Source organism: Streptomyces sp. JNUCC 64 (assembly GCF_054484115.1).
Window position 1 is genome coordinate 3,859,809 of the sequence record NZ_CM137015.1, and the last position, 18,744, is coordinate 3,878,552.

Consider the following 18,744-nt stretch of genomic DNA (forward strand, 5'->3'; position numbering starts at 1 on the left):
GACCAACCGACCGGCCGTCCCACGTGCCGGGCCCTCCCCCAGGGGCCCGGCCACCGGAACGGGTCGCGGCCCCGGCCCCCTCGGCAGGCCCGGGGCCGCGACCTCCGCTCCCGGGGCGCTCCGGCCCCGGGGCACCCCGCCCAAGCCCGCCCGTCCCCGTCCCCATCTCTGTTCCGCTTCCGCTTCCGTTCCGTTTCCGTTCCCCGCCCCCGGGGGACGGGCCCGTTCCGTCCGTTGGAGTGCTCATGCCCGAAGCCACGCCGGTCGCCATGTCGGCGACGCTCGCCGCCGACGAGGTCCTGGCCCGTAGGCGCCGGGCCGGGCAGCGGGTGCTGCCGATGGCGAGCGGGGAGATCGGGCTGCCCGCCCTCCCCTCGCTGGTCGCCCGGCTCGCGGCGGCGGCCGGGGAGAACGCCTACGGGCCGGTGGCCGGGAGCGCCGCCCTGCGCGCCGCCGCCGCCGGGTACTGGGAGCGGCGCGGGCTGCCCACCGACCCCGGGCTGGTCGTCGCCGGTCCCGGCAGCAAGTCCCTGCTGTTCGCGGCGCTGATCGCGGTCGGCGGCGACGTCGTGGTCCCGGTGCCCAGCTGGGTCAGCTACGCGGCGCAGGCCCGGCTGGCGGGGGCGGTTCCGCTGCCGGTGCCGATCGTGCCGGGGCAGGGCGGGGTGCCCGATCCGGAGCTGCTGCGCGAGGCGGTGCTGCTGGCGCGGGCCGCCGGGCAGCGGCCCCGGGCGGTGGTGGTGACCGTGCCGGACAACCCGACCGGGACCGTCGCCGCCCCGGACACCGTCCGGCGGCTGGCCGCCGTCGCCCGCGAACTGGACCTGGTCATCGTCTCCGACGAGATCTACGGCGACCTGGTGTACGACCCGGAGGCGCCCGCCGTCTCGCCCGCCTTCCACGCCCCGGAACGCACCATCGTCACCACCGGCCTCACCAAGAACCTGGGGCTCGGCGGCTGGCGCACCGGGGTGGCCCGGCTGCCGGACGGCGCGGAGGGGCGGGCCCTGCACTCCCGGCTGGTGTCGGTGGCCAGCCAGATCTGGTCCAGTCCCCCGGCGCCCGTGCAGTCGGCCGCCGCGTACGCGTTCGGGGAGCCGCCGGAGGTCGTGGAGCGGATCGCGGCGGGCCGCCGGCTGCACGGGACGGTGGCGCGGGCGGTCGCCGAGCGGTTCACGGCGGTGGGCGCGCTGCTCGCGCCGGTCGTGGCCACCTGCTACCTCTACCCGGACTTCGCCCCGCTGCGGGAGCGGCTGGCGGAGGTCCACCAGGTGCGCGACGGCGACGGGATCGCCCGCTTCCTGCTGGAGCGGCACGGGGTGGGCGTCCTCGCGGCGAGCGCCTTCGGGGAGACCGGTTCGCCGCTGCGGATCCGGGCCGCGACGAGCCGTCTGTACGGCGACTCCGACGCCGAGCGGGAGGCCGCGCTGGCGTCCGGCGATCCGCTCGCCCTCCCGTGGGTGCGGGAGTCGGTGGACCTGATCGCCACGGCCCTGGCCGACCTCACCGGCACCTGAGCCGTCCCCCCGTCCGGCGGCGGGCCCGTGCCGACCGCACCCGGAACCCCCGGGTCCCGCCCCCCGGCCTCACGAACGACCAGTCCAGACCCACCACGAGAAGGTAGGACCCCATGTCCCTGTCCCCCACCCCCACCCCCTCATCGGACCTGCCCCCCGTCCTGTTCGAAGCCGCCTACCGGGGCGCGCGGTACGTCGGCTTCGGGCTTCCGGAGCCCGGGGTGCCGTGGACCCTGCACCAGGTGGCGGAGGGCGCGCTCGCGGCGGCCTTCACCGCCGGGGACGGCTCCGCCGAGAGCGTGCGGGCGGCCGTCGCCGAGGGCGCGCCGACCGTCAGCGTCGCCGTGGACGACCCGGAGGTCCGGCTGCTGCCGCCGCTGCTGCCGACGGCCACCAACAACGCGCTGCTCAGCGGGTTCATGGGCACCCACAAGAAGAAGTGGGACGGCCAGACCGCCCCGGAGGACGCCGAGTTCGTGCCGCCCCGCTGGTTCTTCAAGGGCTTCGGGGACTGGGTGCGGCTGCCCGGCGAGCCGCTGAACGTCCCGGCCCGTCCGGTGGCGCTGATCGAGGAGCCGGAGGTGGCGCTGGTGTACGTCAACGACGCCGACGGCACCCCGCACTACGCCGGTTACACCTTCGGCAACGACCTGTGCGACATCGGGCTGCACCGCCAGGACCCCGGCTACAACCCGTACTGCAAGCTGTGCGACACCGCGCTGACGCCGTGGCTGTTCCTCGGCGAGCCGCCGCGTTCGGTGACCGGCCGGGTGACGATCACCCGGGACGGGGCGACGGCCTGGGAGGGCGGCTTCGACTGCGGCGGCGACGCCCTGTACTTCCGGGTCCAGGACATGGCGGCGCACCTGTTCTCGTTCCCCGCCGTCCGTCGTCCCGGGCTGCTCAACTACGTGCTGCTGGGCGCCGACGAGGCCAGTTTCCACGACGGTTTCCGGATCGAGGACGGGGACACCATCGCGATCGACGTGAAGAGCCACGGGGTCGCGTTCCAGAACACCGTGCGGTACGTCTCGCCCACCCCGCTCGCCCCGGTGGCCCCGGCCGCCCCGTAGGTCAAGTCCCCTCCGGACGCGGCGGCTTCCGTTCCAGCGCCGTGAACAGCGCGTGAAAACCGCCCTCCGCGCCTGTGCGGGACCCCATCGGTCCGTGCACGCTCGGGGGGCGGACCGTGTACCGCACATCTGTCCCGCGAGCAGCCGTTCGCCCCACCCCGACCCATCCCGTCGGGCCGACGTCCGACCCGTACGCCCGACCCGTTCGCCCGACGCCCCCGTCCCCGGGGCGTCCGGCCCGCAGGAGGAGAGACCGCATCGTGCCCGCCGGAGCGAAGAAGCAGGTGCACCTCGGGGCGCAACTGCCCGCCATCCACAACGTGACCGTCTGGTCGGACCCCCGGTCCGAGAGCCAGATCGCCATCGACTCGTTCATCCGGCTCGCCCGGACCGCCGAGCGCGGGCTGTTCGACTTCTTCTTCCTCGCGGAGGGGCTGCGGCTGCGCGAGCACAAGGGCCGGATCTACGACCTGGACATCGCGGGCCGCCCCGACAACGTCACCGTGCTCGCCGCCCTCGCCGCCGTCACCGAGCGCCTCGGGCTGGCCGCCACCGTCAACGCCACCTTCAACGAGCCGTACGAGGTGGCCCGCCGGTTCGCCACCCTCGACCACCTCAGCGAGGGGCGCGTCGCCTGGAACGTGGTCACCAGCTACGACGCCTTCACCGGCGAGAACTTCCGGCGCGGCGGCTTCCTCCCCGAGGCCGACCGCTACACCCGCGCCGAGGAGTTCCTGCGCACCACCCGGGAGCTGTGGGACAGCTGGCGGCCGGACGACGTCCGCGCCGACGTCACGGCCGGGGAGTTCGTCCGGGCCGGGGCGGGCGCCTTCGCCCACCACGGGCAGCACTTCGACATCGAGGGGCGGTTCACCACCCCGCGCGGACCGCAGGGCCACCCGGTGATCATCCAGTCCGGGGAGTCCGACGCCGGACGGGAGTTCGCCGCCTCCGACGCCGACGTCATCTTCAGCAAGTACAACCAGCTGGACGAGGCCCGCGCCTTCTACCGGGACGTCAAGGGACGGCTGGCCCGCTACGGGCGCTCGCACGACGACCTGAAGATCCTGCCCACCGCCAACGTGGTCGTCGCGGACACCGACGCCGAGGCCGCCGCCTACGCCGAGGAGATCACCCGCGACCTGGTGAGCCCGCAGACGGCGATCGCCCATCTGGAGGCGGTGTGGGGCCGCGACCTGTCCGACTACGACCCGGACGGTCCGCTGCCCGATGTCGAGCCCGAACCGGAGTCGCACTTCCTCAAGGGCCACTCGGTGTTCCGCAAGGGCCGCGCCGAGACCACCCGCCGCTGGCGGAAGCTGGCGGAGGAGCGGAACCTCAGCATCCGTGAGCTGATCATCGAGGTCGGCGGACGGCAGACCTTCGTCGGCGGGCCGCAGAGCGTCGCGGACGCCATCGACCACTTCGTCCAGAGCGAGGGCGCCGACGGCTTCATCCTCGTCCCCCACCTCACCCCCGACGGCCTGGACGACTTCGTGGACCGGGTGGTGCCGCTGCTCCAGGAGAAGGGCGTGCTCCGCACCGAGTACACCGGCACCACGCTCCGGGACCACCTGGGCCTGGGCGCGCCCGCGCACGCCGACCGCGCCGACCGCGCCGCGCGCGCCGACCGCAGCAGCACCGAGAGGCAGGAATCGTGACCGCAGCAGCCCCCCTCCACCTCGCCGTCGCCCTCCACGACGCCGGCTGGCACCCGGCGGCCTGGCGGGCCGAGGGCGCCCGCCCCGGCGGGCTGTTCACCGCCCGGTACTGGGCGGACCTGGTCACCGAGGCCGAACACGGCCTGCTGGACTTCGTCACCCTGGAGGACGCGCTCGGCCTCCAGTCGGCGGCCTTCAACCGTCCCGACGACCGCGTCGACCAGGTCCGGGGCAGCCTGGACGCGGTGCTGCTGGCGTCCTGGCTCGCCCCGGTCACCCGCCGGATCGGGCTGGTGCCCACCACCAACGTCACCCACACCGAGCCGTTCCACCTCGCCGTGGGCATCGCCACCCTGGACTTCGCGAGCGAGGGCCGGGCGGGCTGGCGTCCGCAGATCGCCTCCCGGGCCGCCGACGCCGGACACTTCGGCCGCCGGACCACCCCGCAGGTCACCGACGAGGACGCCGTCGACCCGGAGCTGATCGCCGCCCGGCTGCGCCCGCTGTTCGCGGAGGCCGCCGACGTGGTGGAGGTCGCGCGACGGCTCTGGGACAGCTGGGAGGACGACGCGGAGATCCGCGACGCCGCCACCGGCCGCTTCATCGACCGCGACCGGCTGCACTACATCGACTTCGAGGGCGAGCACTTCAGCGTCCGGGGCCCGTCGATCACCCCGCGCTCCCCGCAGGGCCAGCCGCTGGTGACGAGCCTCGCCCACGCCTCCACCCCGTACGAGTTCGCGGCCCGCGCCTCGGACGTCGTCTACGTCACCCCGCACGACCGCGCCGACGCCAAGGCGGTGCTCGCCCAGGTGGACGAGGCGGTGGAGCGCGTCGGCCGGGACCTCCGGGCCCATCCGCTGCGGCGCTTCGCGGACCTGCTGGTCTTCCTGGACGAGACCCCGGGCGCCGCCGCCGACCGCAAGGCCCGGCTGGACGAGCTGAACGGCGCGCCCCTCGGCTCCGACGCCGAGGTCTTCACCGGCACCCCCGGCGAACTCGCCGATCTGCTCCTCGACTGGCGCGCCGCCGGACTCGACGGCTTCCGGCTGCGCCCGGGCACCCTGCCGCACGACCTCAACGGGATCACCCGGGGCCTGGTCCCGGTCCTCCAGCAGCGCGGCGCGTTCCGGACCGCGTACGAGTCCACGACCCTCCGGGGCCACCTGGGCCTGGAACGCCCGCGGAGCCGGTACGCGGGGGTGCGGTGAGCGGGGGCCACGGCCCCCGGCCGAACGGGGCTTGACCCGGCCGGACCCTGCTACCCGGCCGGACCCGGCTTGGCCTGCCCGGACCCGGCTGGCCCGGCCGAACCCGGCTGAGCCCGGCCGAACCCACAGCGCGCTCGCAGCGCACCCGCAGCACCCGCCGGGCGTCACGGAACCGCCGTCCCGTCACGGCCGCCACGGGCGTTCCCGCGTGACCCACGGACGTCACGCGTGCCGAACGCCGTGGACGGCACGGGCACGGTGGACCCGGCGGGCCCGGAGCGGGGGTGACCGGTCGCACCGGTCACCCCCGCTCCTCCCCTTCCCGGCGCCCCGGCGCCCCCTGCGGGCGCGGGCGGCCTACGCGGTCAGGCGAGCCCCGTCAGGGACCGCTCGATCGGGCCGCCGCCCCCGGTGACCTCGAACATCCGGTTGTGCGCGGCCGGGACGGTCAGCGCGGCGACCGCGACCGCCGCGAGGTCGGCCCGGCTCAGGGACCCCTCGGCGACCTGGTCGCCCACGGTGACGCGGCCGGTGGCGGGACCGTCGGTGAGCCACGGCGGGCGGACGACCGTCCAGGTCATCCCCGACTCCGCGAGGTGGAGGTCGGCAGCGTGCTTGGCCCGGCCGGTCGCGCGCAGATAGGCGGGCACCCGCGCGGAGTCGCCGCTGCCCATCATGGAGACCTGCACCCACTGCTTCACCCCCGCCCGGGCCGCCGCGTCGATGGCCGCGATCACCCCCTGGCGGTCGATCTTGTCGGCCTGCCGGGGCATCATGCTGCCGGTGGCGGCGGCGTTGACGACGATCCCGGTGCCGTCGAACACGGCGGCGAACCCGTCGCCGGGGGACGCCAGGTCGAACGGGACGAACTCCACGCCGCCCCGTGACCTGGCCGCCTTCTCCGGCTTCCGGACGGCGCCGCGCACCGAGTGGCCCAGCCCGATGAGCTGGTCGACGATGAGGCGGCCGGTCGCTCCCGTGGCGCCCAGGACAGTGATGGTCATGTGGTCTTCCTCTGGTTCTCTCGTCGGTTCTCGGGGTCGCGCGGCGGCGGCCGTGACGGGTCGGCGCGGCCGTCCGCCGCCGTGGTCACAGGTTCAGCGTGGCCATCCGCCGGGCGTCGTAGCGCCCGCCGACGACGGCCGAGGCGGGGACCGCCTCCTCCAGGGACCGCACCAGTTCGTCGGTGAGGGGGAGGTCGTAGGAGCCCAGGTTCTCGTCGAGGCGGGACCGGCGCCGGGTGCCCGGGATGGGCACCACGTCGGGGCCCTGGTGCAGCAGCCAGGCGAGCGCGAGCTGGGCGGGCGTCGCGTCCACCGTGGCGGCGAGTTCGCGGAGGCGTTCGACCAGGACCAGGTTGGTGGCCAGGCTGTCCTCCTGGAAGCGCGGCGCCAGCCGTCGGACGTCACCCGCCGGGAACTGGGCGGGCCCCGACACGGTGCCGGTGAGCAGGGCCCGGCTGAACGGCGAGTAGGCGACCAGGCCGATGCCCAGTTCCCGCAGCGTCGGCAGCAGTTCGTCCTCGACGTCCCGGCTGAACAGGGAGTACTCGTACTGGCCCGCCGTAACGGGGTGCACCGCGTGCGCCCGGCGGACCGTCGCCGGGGCCGCCTCGGAGATCCCCAGGTGCCGCACCTTGCCCGCCGCCACCAGCTCCGACAGCGCGCCCCAGGTCTCCTCGACGGGGACGCCCGGGTCGACACGGTGCTGGTAGTAGAGGTCGATGTGGTCGACGCCGAGCCGCTCCAGGGAGGCGTCACAGGCCGCGCGGACGTACTCGGGGCGGCCGTTGACGCCCCGGTCGGTGCCGTCCGGCTCCCGCTCGACCCCGAACTTGGTGGCCAGGACGACCTCGTCCCGCCGGTCCGCGATCGCCCGGCCGACCAGCCGTTCGTTGGTGAACGGGCCGTACATGTCGGCGGTGTCGAGCAGGGTGACGCCCCGGTCCAGGGCGTGCCGGATGGTGGCGATCGACTCGGTGTCGTCGCCCGGGCCGTAGAAGTCGCTCATGCCCATGCAGCCGAGGCCGAGGGCGGAGACGTCGAGGGTGGACAACCGGCGCTGGTACATCGCTCTCCTGTGGGTGGTGGGTGGACGGGCGGCGGGGTCCGGGCCCCGCCGCCCGCGCTGGCGCCGCCGCCCGCGTCGGACGTCCGGGTGGCCCGGGGCCGACGCCCGGCGCCCGGCGCCCGGCGGACGGCGGACGGCGGACGGCGGACGGCGGACCCCAGACCGCAGACGGTGAACTGCCGACAGCCGACGGCGCGCGGCGGGGCGGGGCGGGCGGCGAACGGCCGACAGCGGGCGACCGGCGGCGGAGGCGCGGCCTAGGCCAGCCGGACGGTCGCCCGCGCTCTGCCGAGGACCTTCGCCCCCTCGTGGGTGACCGTCAGGTCCACCCTGACGGTGCGGTCGTCGAGCAGGGCCGCCACCCTGCCGCCGACCTCGATCGAGGTGCCCCGGCCGTCGTCGGGCACGGGCACCGGCCGGGTGAAGCGCACCTCGTAGCCGACGACCGCGCCCGGGTCGCCCGCCCAGTCGGTGACCACCCGGACCGCCTCGGCCATGGTGAACATGCCGTGCGCGATGACGTCCGGGAGCCCGACCTCCCTGGCGAACCGCTCGTTCCAGTGGATCGGGTTGAAGTCGCCGGAGGCTCCGGCGTACCGGACGAGGTCGGCGCGGGTGACGGGATACGCGCGCGTCGGCAGCTCGGTGCCGACCTCGACGTCCCCGTACGCGGTCTTCGTCGACACGGGTGCCTCACTCCTCCCCGGTGGCACGGGCCACCAGCCTGATCCAGTCGGTCGTGACGTGGTCGCCGTCCTCGTCGTGGACGTCGCCCCGGATCTCCACCACGTCGTTGCCGCCCAGCGAGCCGAGCGACTCGATGGTGGTGGTGACCGAGAGCCGGTCCCCCGCGCGCACCGGCCGGGTGTGCGCGAACCGCTGGCCGCCGTGGACGACCCGGTCGAAGTCGAGGCCGAGCCCGGGGTCCCGGATGGCCTGTCCCGCCGCCGCGTAGGTGAGGGCGAAGACGAAGGTCGGCGGGGCGATCACATCGGGGTGGCCGAGGGCCCGGGCGGCCCCGGGGTCCCGGTAGGCCGGGTGCGGGTCGCCCACCGCGCGGGCGAACTCGCGGATCTTCTCCCGGCCCACCTCGTAGGGCGGGGTGGGCGGATAGCTCCGGCCCGCGAAGGACTGGTCGAGCGCCATGTCCCGTTCCTCCTCTGGTGGTCAGTAGCGTCGCAGGACGAAGCCGTCACGGGTCTGGGTGCCGCCGCTCTGGAAGAGGACGTTGACATTGCTGCTGAGCACGTAGTCGCCGGACGGGGTGAGGGCCACCGTGGTGGGGGACGCCTCGGGGGACGACTGCTCGCTGACGACGCGGGCCCGCTTCCAGCCGTTCGTGGAGCGCATCTTGAACACGGCGTCCACTCCGGTGGAGCGGATGGTGTTCGTGGCCGCGTACAGCGTGCCGTCCGCGGCGAGGGCCATGCCGTCGGCGCCGGGTATCCGCCGGTCCACCTTGACCTCGCGGACGGCGCCGGGCTTCTTCAGCGGGATGCGGAAGAGCTGGCCGGTGTCGTAGCGGACGGTGATCAGATAGCCGTCCGGGTGGTAGACGATGCCGTTCACGCCGACGTTGGGCAGTCCGCCGTCGTAACCGGCGTCCAGCATCGGGTGGTACAGGAAGGTCGACGCCTTCCCCTCCGGGGTCACCTTGAAGATCTTCCCGGTGAAGGAGTCGGTGACGTAGGCGTTGCCCGCCGGGTCCAGGGCGAGGTCGTTGGCCAGTTGGAGCCCCGTCCCCTGCCCGAGGTCGACGCGCTTGAGCAGCTCACCGGTCGTCAGGTCGAAGACGGCCAGCCCGACGTACCGGCCCCGGGTCTCGGGCGTCGACCCCACGCTGAGCAGCGCGTTGGGCCCCGCGTAGACGTCCCCGTAGGTCAGCAGGAGGCGGTTGCGGGCCGCGTCGACTCTGATGCCGCCGGTGGCGACCATGCTGGGTTCGTCGACGAGGGTCCGGGGCACTCCGTCGGCGCCCACCACGGAGACGGTGCCGTAGCGGAGCGAGCCGATGAGGAAGGCCCCACGGGTCGGGTCCCAGGTGAAGCCCTCGGGGTGGATGGCGTGCCCGGTGCCGTTGATCACGGGCGGCAGGGCGGTCGTGGACGCGGCGGCGGCCCTCGTCACGGCGACGGGAGCCGCGCCGGGCGTCGAGGGGGCTTCGCCCGCCTGGCACACCGAGGCGAACGACAGGGTCAGCGCGGCGGCCAGGGCGAGCACTCCCGTGGCGCCGGACGCCCGCTTGCGGCTCGGAGGGTGGGACATGGTGGGACTCTCCTTCGGAGGGAACGGGGTGGAGCGGAACGGAGCCGGGCCGTACGGGGCCGCCGGACGGGACGGCACCGAGGCCAGCGGACGACGGCTACGGAAGGGCGAGGGACGGGACGAGCCGGTCGCCGGACGGGAACGGGTGGCGCTGTCGCCCCAGCGCTGTCGCCCCGGAGCGGATCGCCCGGCGCGGATCGCCCGGACCGGCGACGGCGGTGCGCACGGGACCTGGGCGTCGGGTCAGTCCTTGATCTCGCAGATGACGGCGCCGGAGGTGAGGGCGGCGCCGACTTCGGCGGTGAGGCCCTTGACGGTGCCGGAGCGGTGGGCGTTGAGGGGCTGTTCCATCTTCATGGCCTCCAGGACGACGACCAGGTCGCCTTCCCTGACCTCCTGGCCCTCCTCGACGGCGACCTTGACGATGGTGCCCTGCATGGGGGAGGCGAGGGTGTCGCCGGAGGCGGCGGGGCCGGACTTCTTCACCGCGCGCCGCTTGGGCCTGGCACCGGCGGCGAGGCCGGTGCGGGCCAGGGACATGCCGAGCGAGACGGGCAGGGAGACTTCCAGGCGCTTCCCGCCGACCTCGACGACCACCGTCTCCCGCCCGCTCTCGTCGACGTCCGCGTCCGTGTCGGCCGGGGTGGCCGAGAACGGGGGGATGTCGTTGACGAAGCCGGTCTCGATCCACCGGGTGTGGACCTGGAACGGCGACGAGGTGAACGCCTCGTCGGTGACGACCTTCCGGTGGAACGGGATCGCGGTCGCCATGCCCTCCACCCGGAACTCGTCCAGCGCGCGGGCGGCGCGCTGGAGCGCCTGCTCACGGGTGGCGCCGGTGACGACCAGCTTGGCCAGCAGCGAGTCCCAGGCCGGGCCGATGACGCTGCCCGACTCCACCCCGGCGTCCAGCCGCACGCCCGGACCGGTCGGCGGCGCGAACACCGTCACCGTTCCCGGCGCGGGCAGGAACCCGCGGCCCGGGTCCTCGCCGTTGATACGGAACTCGAAGGAGTGACCGCGCACCAGCGGGTCGTCGTAGCCGAGCTCCTCGCCGTCCGCGATGCGGAACATCTCCCGCACCAGATCGATGCCCGTGACCTCCTCGGTCACCGGGTGCTCCACCTGCAGACGGGTGTTGACCTCCAGGAACGAGATCGTCCCGTCCGCCCCCACCAGGAACTCCACCGTCCCCGCGCCGACGTACCCGGCCTCCTTCAGGATGGCCTTCGACGCCGAGTACAGCTGCGCGTTCTGCGCGTCGGACAGGAACGGGGCCGGGGCCTCCTCCACCAGCTTCTGGTGACGGCGCTGCAGCGAGCAGTCCCGCGTCGACACGACCACGACATTGCCGTGCCGGTCCGCCAGACACTGCGTCTCCACGTGCCGGGGCCGGTCCAGGTAGCGCTCGACGAAGCACTCGCCGCGCCCGAACGCCGCCACCGCCTCCCGCACCGCCGACTCGTACAGCTCCGGCACCTCCTCCAGCGTCCGCGCCACCTTCAGCCCGCGGCCACCGCCACCGAACGCGGCCTTGATCGCGATCGGCAGACCGTTCTCCCGCGCGAACTCCACCACCTCGTCCGCACCCGACACCGGGTCGGGGGTGCCCGCGACCAGGGGGGCACCCGCGCGCTGGGCGATGTGCCGGGCCGCGACCTTGTCGCCCAGATCCCGGATCGCCTGCGGCGGCGGACCGATCCACGTCAGCCCCGCGTCGATCACCGCCTGCGCGAACTCCGCGTTCTCGGAGAGGAACCCGTACCCCGGATGCACCGCGTCGGCACCGGAATCCCCAGCCGCCTTCAGCACCTTCGCGATGTCGAGGTAACTCGCCGCCGGGGTGTCCCCACCCAGCGCGAACGCCTCGTCCGCGACCCGCACATGCACCGCGTCCCGGTCCGGCTCCGCATAGACCGCCACACTCCCGATCCCCGCGTCCCGGCACGCCCGGGCCACTCGAACCGCGATCTCGCCCCGATTGGCGATGAGCACCTTCCGCACGCGAACTCCTCTGGTGTGATGGCGCCGGGCCCACGGCCCCGGCTCTTTCAACAGGCGTCGGGGAGACTCTCGAATCCCATTCCCCACGGCCCGTGCGACGGATGGTTCAGCACGGCCTCGTCGCGACCGGAGAGAATCACCTGTTGCATCTTCTGCAGGGAAACCGACGGATCGAGTCCGAGTTCTTCCTGGAGAATTCCCCGGAGTTCCTGATAGGCGTTCAACGCCTCTCCGCGACGGCCGCTGCGGTAGAGGGCGGTGATGAGCTGGCCGTGCAGCCACTCGTTGAGCGGGTGGCGGGCGACGAGGCTGCGCAGTTCGGCCGCGAGCCCGCCGTGCCTGCCGAGCCGCATGTCCGTCTCGATCCGCTGCTGGAGCACCCGCATGTACATCTCCTGGAGGTGCTGGACGTGCTGGGTGAGGACGGGACCGCAGCCGACGTCGGCGAGGACCCCTCCGCCCCAGAGGTCAAGCGCCTGGGAGAGCACCCGGGACGCCTCGTCGACGTGCCCGCCGCGCAGCAGCGAGTCCCCCTTCCGGGCCAGTTGGAGGAAGAGTTCCGCGTCGACCTGTTCGGGACACGCGCGGAGCATGTAGGCGGCGGACCAGGTGTCGATCAGATTGGCCGGGGCGTCGCCGCCCATCGCCTCGTCGAGCATCTTCCTGAGGTGGTAGACGTGGGTGCGCACCGTGGACAACGCCGTCTTCGGCGGGTTCTTTCCCCATAGTTCGTCGACCAGTAGTCCGTGCGGGACGACCGCGCCGGGTTGAAGGATCATGAGCGAGAGGAGCTGGCGTACTTTCGGCCCCCGGGGGACCGACATCCTCTCCTCGCCCAGTCGGATTTCCAACGGGCCGAGAACTCTGAACTGGAGCATCAATCCCCCCGTGGATTGGCCGAATTATTTCGGCACCAGCGGAACGCCAGCCTCGCACGGAGGCCCGGGGGGACGACAGGGAACTGAATCGAAGGTTGATTCGGACCACATCGAATGTGCGACCGAGAACGGGACGACCGACTCCGGTCCGCCCCCGCCGACGAGCACCGCCACCGAGGTCATGACGTGGTTGCCGGGGAGCAGCCGGACCCAGCCGAGAAGTCTTCGGCGGGCGGGCAGCAGTCCCCTGGCGGGTCGGGCCACGAGACGGCCCCGGACCACGGACAGTTCGATGTCGTGGAAGACGGGTGCGGGGGCGCCCAGCGCCGACAGGGCCTTGTAGATCGCTTCCTTGGCCGAGAACACCACGGCCAGGCGGCTCTCGGGGCGACGGGCCCGCGCCGCCCAGTCCCGTTCCCTCGGGGTGCAGACCAGCCGGGCGGCGTCCCAGCTGAGCCGGTCGGTGCGTTCCAGGTCGGTACCGAGGGCGACCACCCGGGGGTGGACGCTGGCGAGGCAGGCCCCGATGTGGCCCACGCAGTGGCTGATGGAGCCGTGGGACCCGGCGGGGAAGACGGGGCGGCGTCCGTCGCGCAGCACGGGTCCCTCGACGCCGAGCGCGCGCAGGGCACGGGCCGCGGCGATCCGGCCCGCGGTGAAGTCGGGGTGCCGGGCGGGCGGGAGGGTTCCCAGCAGTCGCTGCTCCTCCGGGTGGAGCGGTGCGGAGGCCGGGGGCGCCAGGGGGGTCGGGGACCCCGTGGAAACGGGGTCGAGAGGGGCGAGGGGGTCGGTCGGCGGGCGGCTCAGGGCGAGCGCGGTGGCCGGGAAGGGGCTGTCCAGGAGGGTGCCGATGACGGCGCTGGGGGCGGGAGCGGTGGGCCGGGCGCCGGGCCGGGCGGTGAGGCGGGCGGTGAGGCGGGCGGAGGCCGTGGTCGAGGTCAGGGCCGTGGTCTGGGCCGGGACCGGAGCCGGGGCCGTGGTCTGGGCCGGGGCCGGGGCGGGGGTCGGGGTCGGAAGGGGACGCCGCAGTGTGCGGGGCATGGCTGCCTCCTGGGAGGGGGACGGCCCGGCGGGCGACCGGTCTCATCGGTCGCCCGCCGGGCCGTGGGTGCGCTGTCCGGGCTCTGCGGCCCTGGGGTGTTCGACGGGCCTCCCGTTCGGTGTCCGGGAGACCCGTCGGCCCGGTGGTGGCTCAGAGCGTCGCGTCCACGCGGGGGCGCGGGGCGTCCGCGTCGTCCTTCCCGGCCAGCTCCTCGGGGCTGGTCTCCGGGAGGGGCTGCGGGCGGTCCTTGAGGATGATGTGCATGACGACCGCGCTGACCAGGCAGATCGCGACGGTTGCCCACAGGACCGCCTGGAAGCCGAAGGTGTAGCCCTGGCCGAGGAAGTCGGTGAAGGAGTCACGGGTCGCGGCGGGCACCTCGTCCGTCACATGGTCGAGGTTGCCGCTGGTGACGCTGTCGGTGACGCCCCGGGCGTCGAGGTCGGTGCCCTCGGTGTAGTCGCCGAGGTCCGGGGCGATGCGGTTCTGGACGAGGGAGACCAGGGCGGCGACCATGCCGGCCACCGCGACGGCCTCGGTGGCCAGGCGGATCGTGTTGAACATGCCGCTGGCCATGCCGACCTTGGTGGGCGGGACGGTGCTCACGGCGGCGCCGTCCATCAGACCGTAGATGAGGCCGATGCCGATGCCGACCAGGATCAGCGGTCCGGCGAGTTCGAGGGTGCCGATGCCGGGGTTGACGACGGTGAGCCAGGCCAGACCGGCGGCGACCAGGACGAGACCGCCGCTGAGGATCGGACGCATCGGGATGCCGGACTGCACCATGCGGCCGGCGATCATCGGGAAGGTCAGCACCGGGGCGGTGAGCAGCAGCATGGTGAGACCGGCGCCGCTGTCGGTGAGGCCGTTGGCGCCCACCAGGTAGGAGGGCAGCAGCACCATCAGGCCGACGAAGCCGAAGGAGACGGCGGTGGCCAGCAGGTTGACCGCCATGAAGCGCGGCTCGGCGAACAGGCTGAGGTCGAACATCGGGCGCTTCTGGCGGCGTTCGACGATGACGAAGGCGACCAGCAGGGCGGCGCAGGCGACGAACAGTCCGATGACGCCGAGGCTGTCCCAGCCCCAGGCCGGACCCTCGATGACACCGAGCGTGAAGAAGAACAGGGCGAGCGTGAAGGTGACGGTGCCGGGCCAGTCGACCGCGCTGGCGTCGGGGTCCTTGGACTCCGTCACGAGGCGCAGGCCGAGCAGGGACACCGCCGCGATGACGAACTGGACCCAGAAGATGGACTGCCAGCCGAAGGAGGAGACGAGCAGTCCGGAGCTGGTCGGGCCGATGGCGAGCCCGGCTCCGATGGTGACGCCGACGTAGGCGAACGCCTTGGTGCGGGCGGCGCCCTGGAACATGTTGGCCATGACCGAGACCCCGGCGGTCATCATCGCCGCGGCGGCCACACCGGCGACACCCCGGGCGACGTCGACGACCACGATGTCGGTGGCGAGCGCGCCGATCAGGGCGGAGACGGCGTACAGCACGACACCGAAGGAGAAGACCCGCTTGCGGCCGATGCGGTCGGCGATCGACCCGGCGGCCATCATGAAGCTGGCGGCGGTGACGTTGTAGGCGTTGACGACCCACTGGAGCGGGACGACACCGGCGTCGAGGTCCTCGCCCATCGCGGGCAGCGCGACCGGCGCGCTGCTGAGCCCGTAGGGGACGATGAAGACGGCGAGGCACAGGGCGAAGATGGTGAGGCCCGCGCGGGGCGGCGCCTCCGGGGTGGCGGCAGCCATCGAAGCTCTCCTTGGTCAGTCAGGGTGGTCGGCGTGAGCGGAACGGGACGGGGACGGGGCGGGCGCCTGGACGGGCGCCGGGTGGGGGGAGCCGCCGTCCGCGACGGGGCGAGCGGGGTGGGAGGCAGTCCGCGGCGTGGTGAGCGGGATGAGCGGGTGAGCCGGGGACGGGGCGGTCGCGCGGGGAGCGGTGTCCCGGACGGGCGGCCGGTGGGGCGGCCGAGCGGGCCGTCCGGGTCGCGCCCGCGCGTACGCGCGTGTGCGTGGGGGGAGGGCGGAGGAGCGGGGCGGCGGGAGGACGGGGGGCACCCCCGCCGCCCCGGGTCGGGGCGGCGCTGACGCTCAGCTGTCGCGGCGCGGCAGACCGTCGAGGAACTGCGAGAGCGTCCGCAGGAACCGGTTGTCGTCCCACTGGGCGTAGACGACGTCCTGGTGGGTGAGCGCGGGGTCGCCGTGCAGGGACAGCTCGGGGATGCGGCTGGCCGCGGTGACGGAGGCAGCCGCCTGGCCGGTGGTGCCGCGCGTCAGCCCGGACTGGAAGACGTACAGCGGAACGTCGATGGTGTCCGGGTGGGACACCCGCAGTCCGAGCAGCCGGGTCAGTTCGGTCTCGCGGAAGTCGATGGCCGCGACCAGGTCGAGCATCACGCGGTTGAGCGTGTACCAGGTCCAGGCGCCGGGGCGGGGGCCCGCGAAGGCTTCGGCGACGGTGCGCAGCCGGGTGGGGCCCGCGTCGTTCCAGGTGCCGTCCTCGTTCGGGTGGCCCGCCTGGACGGAGTACGAGGGGTGGGCGTGGGCGGCGTCCACGAGCCGTCCGAAGAGGCCGAGGTTGGTGAGCTTGCCCTCGGTGCGGAACATCTCGGGGACCCGGTCGCCGAGGACGGCGGGGCCGTCGGGGTCGGCGAGGGCGTGCTGGGCGGCGAGCTGGAACCAGAGGGCGGCCGACTCGGGGCGGTCGCCCAGCCCGGTGGTGGTGCTGGTGAAGTCCTCGAAGACGGCGCCCGACTCGATCGCGCCGAGCCAGCCCTTGGCGGCCTCCAGCGGGAGCTCGAACTCCATCCCCGCGCCGGAGTAGGCGTTGAGCACACCGCCGTCGACGACCGCCAGTCCGGCGAGGTCCCGGTAGCCGGGGGTGCCGTCGAAGTCCCAGGCCGCGTAGAGCAGGGCCTCGCTGCCGCCGACGGAGACCCCGCCGAGGACCACCTCCCGGCGTCCGCCGTCCGAGGCGGCGAGGACGACCCGGCGCACGTCCTCCAGCAGGACCTCCAGGCCCCACTGGGCGGCGTAGCCCGACTCGGCCGGGTCCTGCACCTGGTAGTGGCCGCCCAGGTAGTACTCGGTGGCCTGCTCGGGGGCGTTCGCGAAACCGGAGAGGTCCGCGAGGTTCTGCTCCCGGCGGTCGACCGCCCACACCTGGAGGCCGTCCGCGGCGGCGGCGAGGGTCCGCGCGGTGTGCCGGAAGACCCCCGCGCCCCCCTCCCGGCCGCCCAGCAGGACCAGGACGCGGCGGGCGGACTCCGGCCCGACCTTGAGTACGCCGACCTGCTGTAGTTCCGCCGGACCCGCCGCCTGGACGCCCCGGACGAACTCGTACGCCTCGATCCAGTCCTGCTGAGCCTGCGCCATGACCATCCACTCCTACGTAGTTGCAGTTCCCTCTCGAACTGCAACATCAACGTATCAGAGAAAACTGGAACTGCAACACTAGTGACGCATCTAGGCGTTGTCTTGCTACTTTAGTGTCACTTAAACTGGGTAGAGCCCCCAGCAGACACCCGGCGGACCCCGAGAGCCGGGACCCGAGAGCCGGACCCCGAACCGGACCCCGAACCGGCCACCGGGCCGGACACCCGAGAGGCGGTCACCCCATGGCGGAATCGACGACGAGAGAACGGCCCCTGCGCGCGGACGCGGAGCGCACCGTGCGCACGATCCTGGAAGTGGCGGAACGGGAGCTGGGCAAGGACCCCACCGTGAGCCTGGCCCACATCGCCGCCGCGGCGGGCGTCGCCCGCACCACGCTGCACCGCAGGTTCACCTCCCGCGAGGCCCTCATCGACGCCATGGCGGTGCACGCCTTCCGGCAGGTCGAGGAGGCCATCGACGTGGGCCGGCCGGAGACCGCGCCGCCCCTGGTGGCGCTGCACCAGATCACCGCCAACGTGATCCAGGTGAAGAGCGGCTGGCGCTACACCGTCGGCCAGCCGCAGCTGCGCGCGCCGGAGGCCGTCGCCGCCCACGACCGGATCTTCGCCAAGGGGCACGTGCTGCTCGACCGGGCGCGGCAGGCCGGTCTGCTGCGGCCCGACACCGACCTCGACTGGGCGCGGCGGGTCTACCACGCGCTGATCGAGCAGGCCATCCAGGTCCAGGCGGAGGGGTCCGCCGACCCGGACACCCTCGCCGCGGCGGTGGTCGACACCCTCTTGAAGGGCCTGGGCCCGGACCGCTCCTGACCCGTCCCCCGCGTGCGGGGCCCCCGAGCGCCCTGACACCCCGGAACGCCCCACCCAGACCCGGAGCCCGGAGCCCGAAACGCCTTGGAGGCGCATCCGTGTACGCGGATGCGCCTCCAAGGCGTTTCGGGCTCCCCGTGAAGCGACGGCGACGACGCCCCGGACGGACCGGGGCGGACGGCCGTGGGCGGAGACGCCGACGCCCCCGCGCGGGCCGGGGCGCCCGGACAGCCGTAGCCGGGGGCGGACAACGTGGGCGGGGCGCGGACAGCCGTGGGCCCGGCTCCGGGGGAGGACGGAGCCGGGCCCAGGGGGGCGGGACGGGGGGATCAGACCGAGGGCACCGGCTTCGGCGCGCCCTTCAGCGGCTTGTCCCAGGCGCCGAGCTGGCGGAAGAGTTCCAGGTCGTCACGGACGGCCCAGTGCTCCACGGCCTTGCCGTCGGCGATCCGGTACACGTGCAGGTGCTGGACCCGCACCTCCTTGCCGGTGGCGGGCACGCCCATGAAGTCCTCGACGTGGCGGCCGGTGAAGATCAGCCGCAGCACGGCCTTGTCGCCCTTGGCGAAGCCGTCGACGACCTCCCACTTGGCGTCCGCCCACACAGTGCGCATCCAGCGGGCGGTGTTGGCGTACGCCTCCGGCCCGGTCGGCGCGCCCTCGGGGGCCTCGTAGTCGACGAAGTCCTCGGAGACCAGCTTGTAGGCGAGGTCGAGGTTGCCTTCGTTGAAGATGCGGCCCATGTCCAGGGCGACCTGCAGGACTTCGTCGTCGGTCATGACGGTGTTCCTTCCGTGTGGGTGGGTCGTTTC

The 18,744-nt window shown here is 73.8% G+C and carries 16 protein-coding genes; 5 read left to right on the top strand and 11 right to left on the bottom strand.

All coding sequences use genetic code 11. The features are described 5' to 3' along the window. Nucleotides 1–245 precede the first annotated feature (245 nt). The 4 genes from ACVWNX_RS15785 to ACVWNX_RS15800 all read left to right on the top strand — a co-directional run bounded on the left by ACVWNX_RS15785 (nucleotide 246) and on the right by ACVWNX_RS15800 (nucleotide 5,462). The gene (locus tag ACVWNX_RS15785) at nucleotides 246–1,517 is read left to right on the top strand and encodes a pyridoxal phosphate-dependent aminotransferase (protein WP_454414558.1); all 1,272 of its coding nucleotides are present in this window, start codon (nucleotides 246–248) and stop codon (nucleotides 1,515–1,517) included. A 113-nt stretch (nucleotides 1,518–1,630) separates the two neighbouring features. Next, the gene (locus ACVWNX_RS15790) at nucleotides 1,631–2,590 is read left to right on the top strand and encodes a fumarylacetoacetate (FAA) hydrolase (protein WP_454414559.1); all 960 of its coding nucleotides are present in this window, start codon (nucleotides 1,631–1,633) and stop codon (nucleotides 2,588–2,590) included. Nucleotides 2,591–2,850: 260 nt separating this feature from the next. Beyond that, entirely contained in the window at nucleotides 2,851–4,251 is a 1,401-nt protein-coding gene (locus ACVWNX_RS15795) for an NtaA/DmoA family FMN-dependent monooxygenase (protein WP_454414560.1), read from the top strand. Then, nucleotides 4,248–5,462, top strand: coding sequence for an LLM class flavin-dependent oxidoreductase (locus ACVWNX_RS15800; RefSeq protein WP_454414561.1), 1,215 nt, complete (start codon nucleotides 4,248–4,250; stop codon nucleotides 5,460–5,462). The genes ACVWNX_RS15795 and ACVWNX_RS15800 overlap by 4 nt, the downstream gene beginning before the upstream one ends. 365 nt (nucleotides 5,463–5,827) lie before the next feature. On the opposite strand, the gene ACVWNX_RS15805 is transcribed toward ACVWNX_RS15800, so the two are convergent. From ACVWNX_RS15805 to ACVWNX_RS15850, 10 genes are all read right to left on the bottom strand, one after another. Further along, the gene (locus tag ACVWNX_RS15805; protein WP_454414562.1) at nucleotides 5,828–6,466 is read right to left on the bottom strand and encodes an NAD(P)H-binding protein; all 639 of its coding nucleotides are present in this window, start codon (nucleotides 6,464–6,466) and stop codon (nucleotides 5,828–5,830) included. 85 nt (nucleotides 6,467–6,551) lie between these two features. Beyond that, a complete protein-coding gene (locus ACVWNX_RS15810) occupies nucleotides 6,552–7,532 on the bottom strand; it encodes an aldo/keto reductase (protein ID WP_454414563.1) in 981 nt (326 codons plus the stop codon). Between the two features lie 257 nt (nucleotides 7,533–7,789). Beyond that, nucleotides 7,790–8,218: a MaoC family dehydratase gene (locus ACVWNX_RS15815; RefSeq protein WP_454414564.1), complete on the bottom strand. Its 429-nt coding sequence runs from the start codon at nucleotides 8,216–8,218 to the stop codon at nucleotides 7,790–7,792. Between the two features lie 7 nt (nucleotides 8,219–8,225). After that, the gene (locus ACVWNX_RS15820) at nucleotides 8,226–8,678 is read right to left on the bottom strand and encodes an FAS1-like dehydratase domain-containing protein (protein WP_454414565.1); all 453 of its coding nucleotides are present in this window, start codon (nucleotides 8,676–8,678) and stop codon (nucleotides 8,226–8,228) included. 21 nt (nucleotides 8,679–8,699) lie between these two features. Beyond that, complete coding sequence (locus ACVWNX_RS15825; RefSeq protein WP_454414566.1) at nucleotides 8,700–9,797, bottom strand: SMP-30/gluconolactonase/LRE family protein; 1,098 nt, start codon at nucleotides 9,795–9,797, stop codon at nucleotides 8,700–8,702. 243 nt (nucleotides 9,798–10,040) lie between these two features. Further along, complete coding sequence (locus tag ACVWNX_RS15830) at nucleotides 10,041–11,801, bottom strand: acetyl/propionyl/methylcrotonyl-CoA carboxylase subunit alpha (protein WP_454414567.1); 1,761 nt, start codon at nucleotides 11,799–11,801, stop codon at nucleotides 10,041–10,043. Nucleotides 11,802–11,848: 47 nt separating this feature from the next. Further along, nucleotides 11,849–12,679, bottom strand: coding sequence for an AfsR/SARP family transcriptional regulator (locus ACVWNX_RS15835; RefSeq protein WP_454414568.1), 831 nt, complete (start codon nucleotides 12,677–12,679; stop codon nucleotides 11,849–11,851). A gap of 24 nt (nucleotides 12,680–12,703) precedes the next feature. Next, on the bottom strand, nucleotides 12,704–13,720 hold the full coding sequence (locus tag ACVWNX_RS15840; RefSeq protein WP_454414569.1) for a 4'-phosphopantetheinyl transferase superfamily protein: 1,017 nt from the start codon (nucleotides 13,718–13,720) through the stop codon (nucleotides 12,704–12,706). A 151-nt stretch (nucleotides 13,721–13,871) separates the two neighbouring features. Beyond that, a complete protein-coding gene (locus ACVWNX_RS15845; RefSeq protein ID WP_454414570.1) occupies nucleotides 13,872–15,476 on the bottom strand; it encodes an MFS transporter in 1,605 nt (534 codons plus the stop codon). Between the two features lie 342 nt (nucleotides 15,477–15,818). Next, nucleotides 15,819–17,102, bottom strand: coding sequence for an alpha/beta hydrolase (locus ACVWNX_RS15850; RefSeq protein ID WP_454414571.1), 1,284 nt, complete (start codon nucleotides 17,100–17,102; stop codon nucleotides 15,819–15,821). A gap of 242 nt (nucleotides 17,103–17,344) precedes the next feature. Here ACVWNX_RS15850 and ACVWNX_RS15855 point away from each other — a divergent pair, with 242 nt between their 5' ends. Continuing rightward, complete coding sequence (locus ACVWNX_RS15855; RefSeq protein ID WP_454414572.1) at nucleotides 17,345–17,932, top strand: TetR/AcrR family transcriptional regulator; 588 nt, start codon at nucleotides 17,345–17,347, stop codon at nucleotides 17,930–17,932. Between the two features lie 329 nt (nucleotides 17,933–18,261). Here the strand turns inward: ACVWNX_RS15855 and ACVWNX_RS15860 are convergent, their stop codons facing one another. Beyond that, a complete protein-coding gene (locus ACVWNX_RS15860; protein WP_454414573.1) occupies nucleotides 18,262–18,711 on the bottom strand; it encodes an ester cyclase in 450 nt (149 codons plus the stop codon). Nucleotides 18,712–18,744 lie beyond the last annotated feature (33 nt).

What these genes read in the sequence shown, in the direction of transcription:
- ACVWNX_RS15845 (WP_454414570.1), bottom strand. Translation starts at nt 15,476, where the DNA reads ATGGCTGCCGCCACCCCGGAGGCGCCGCCCCGCGCGGGCCTCACCATC.
- ACVWNX_RS15835 (WP_454414568.1), bottom strand. Translation starts at nt 12,679, where the DNA reads ATGCTCCAGTTCAGAGTTCTCGGCCCGTTGGAAATCCGACTGGGCGAG.
- ACVWNX_RS15855 (WP_454414572.1), top strand. Translation starts at nt 17,345, where the DNA reads ATGGCGGAATCGACGACGAGAGAACGGCCCCTGCGCGCGGACGCGGAG.
- ACVWNX_RS15785 (WP_454414558.1), top strand. Translation starts at nt 246, where the DNA reads ATGCCCGAAGCCACGCCGGTCGCCATGTCGGCGACGCTCGCCGCCGAC.
- ACVWNX_RS15850 (WP_454414571.1), bottom strand. Translation starts at nt 17,102, where the DNA reads ATGGCGCAGGCTCAGCAGGACTGGATCGAGGCGTACGAGTTCGTCCGG.
- ACVWNX_RS15840 (WP_454414569.1), bottom strand. Translation starts at nt 13,720, where the DNA reads ATGCCCCGCACACTGCGGCGTCCCCTTCCGACCCCGACCCCCGCCCCG.
- ACVWNX_RS15825 (WP_454414566.1), bottom strand. Translation starts at nt 9,797, where the DNA reads ATGTCCCACCCTCCGAGCCGCAAGCGGGCGTCCGGCGCCACGGGAGTG.
- ACVWNX_RS15820 (WP_454414565.1), bottom strand. Translation starts at nt 8,678, where the DNA reads ATGGCGCTCGACCAGTCCTTCGCGGGCCGGAGCTATCCGCCCACCCCG.
- ACVWNX_RS15860 (WP_454414573.1), bottom strand. Translation starts at nt 18,711, where the DNA reads ATGACCGACGACGAAGTCCTGCAGGTCGCCCTGGACATGGGCCGCATC.
- ACVWNX_RS15790 (WP_454414559.1), top strand. Translation starts at nt 1,631, where the DNA reads ATGTCCCTGTCCCCCACCCCCACCCCCTCATCGGACCTGCCCCCCGTC.
- ACVWNX_RS15810 (WP_454414563.1), bottom strand. Translation starts at nt 7,532, where the DNA reads ATGTACCAGCGCCGGTTGTCCACCCTCGACGTCTCCGCCCTCGGCCTC.
- ACVWNX_RS15805 (WP_454414562.1), bottom strand. Translation starts at nt 6,466, where the DNA reads ATGACCATCACTGTCCTGGGCGCCACGGGAGCGACCGGCCGCCTCATC.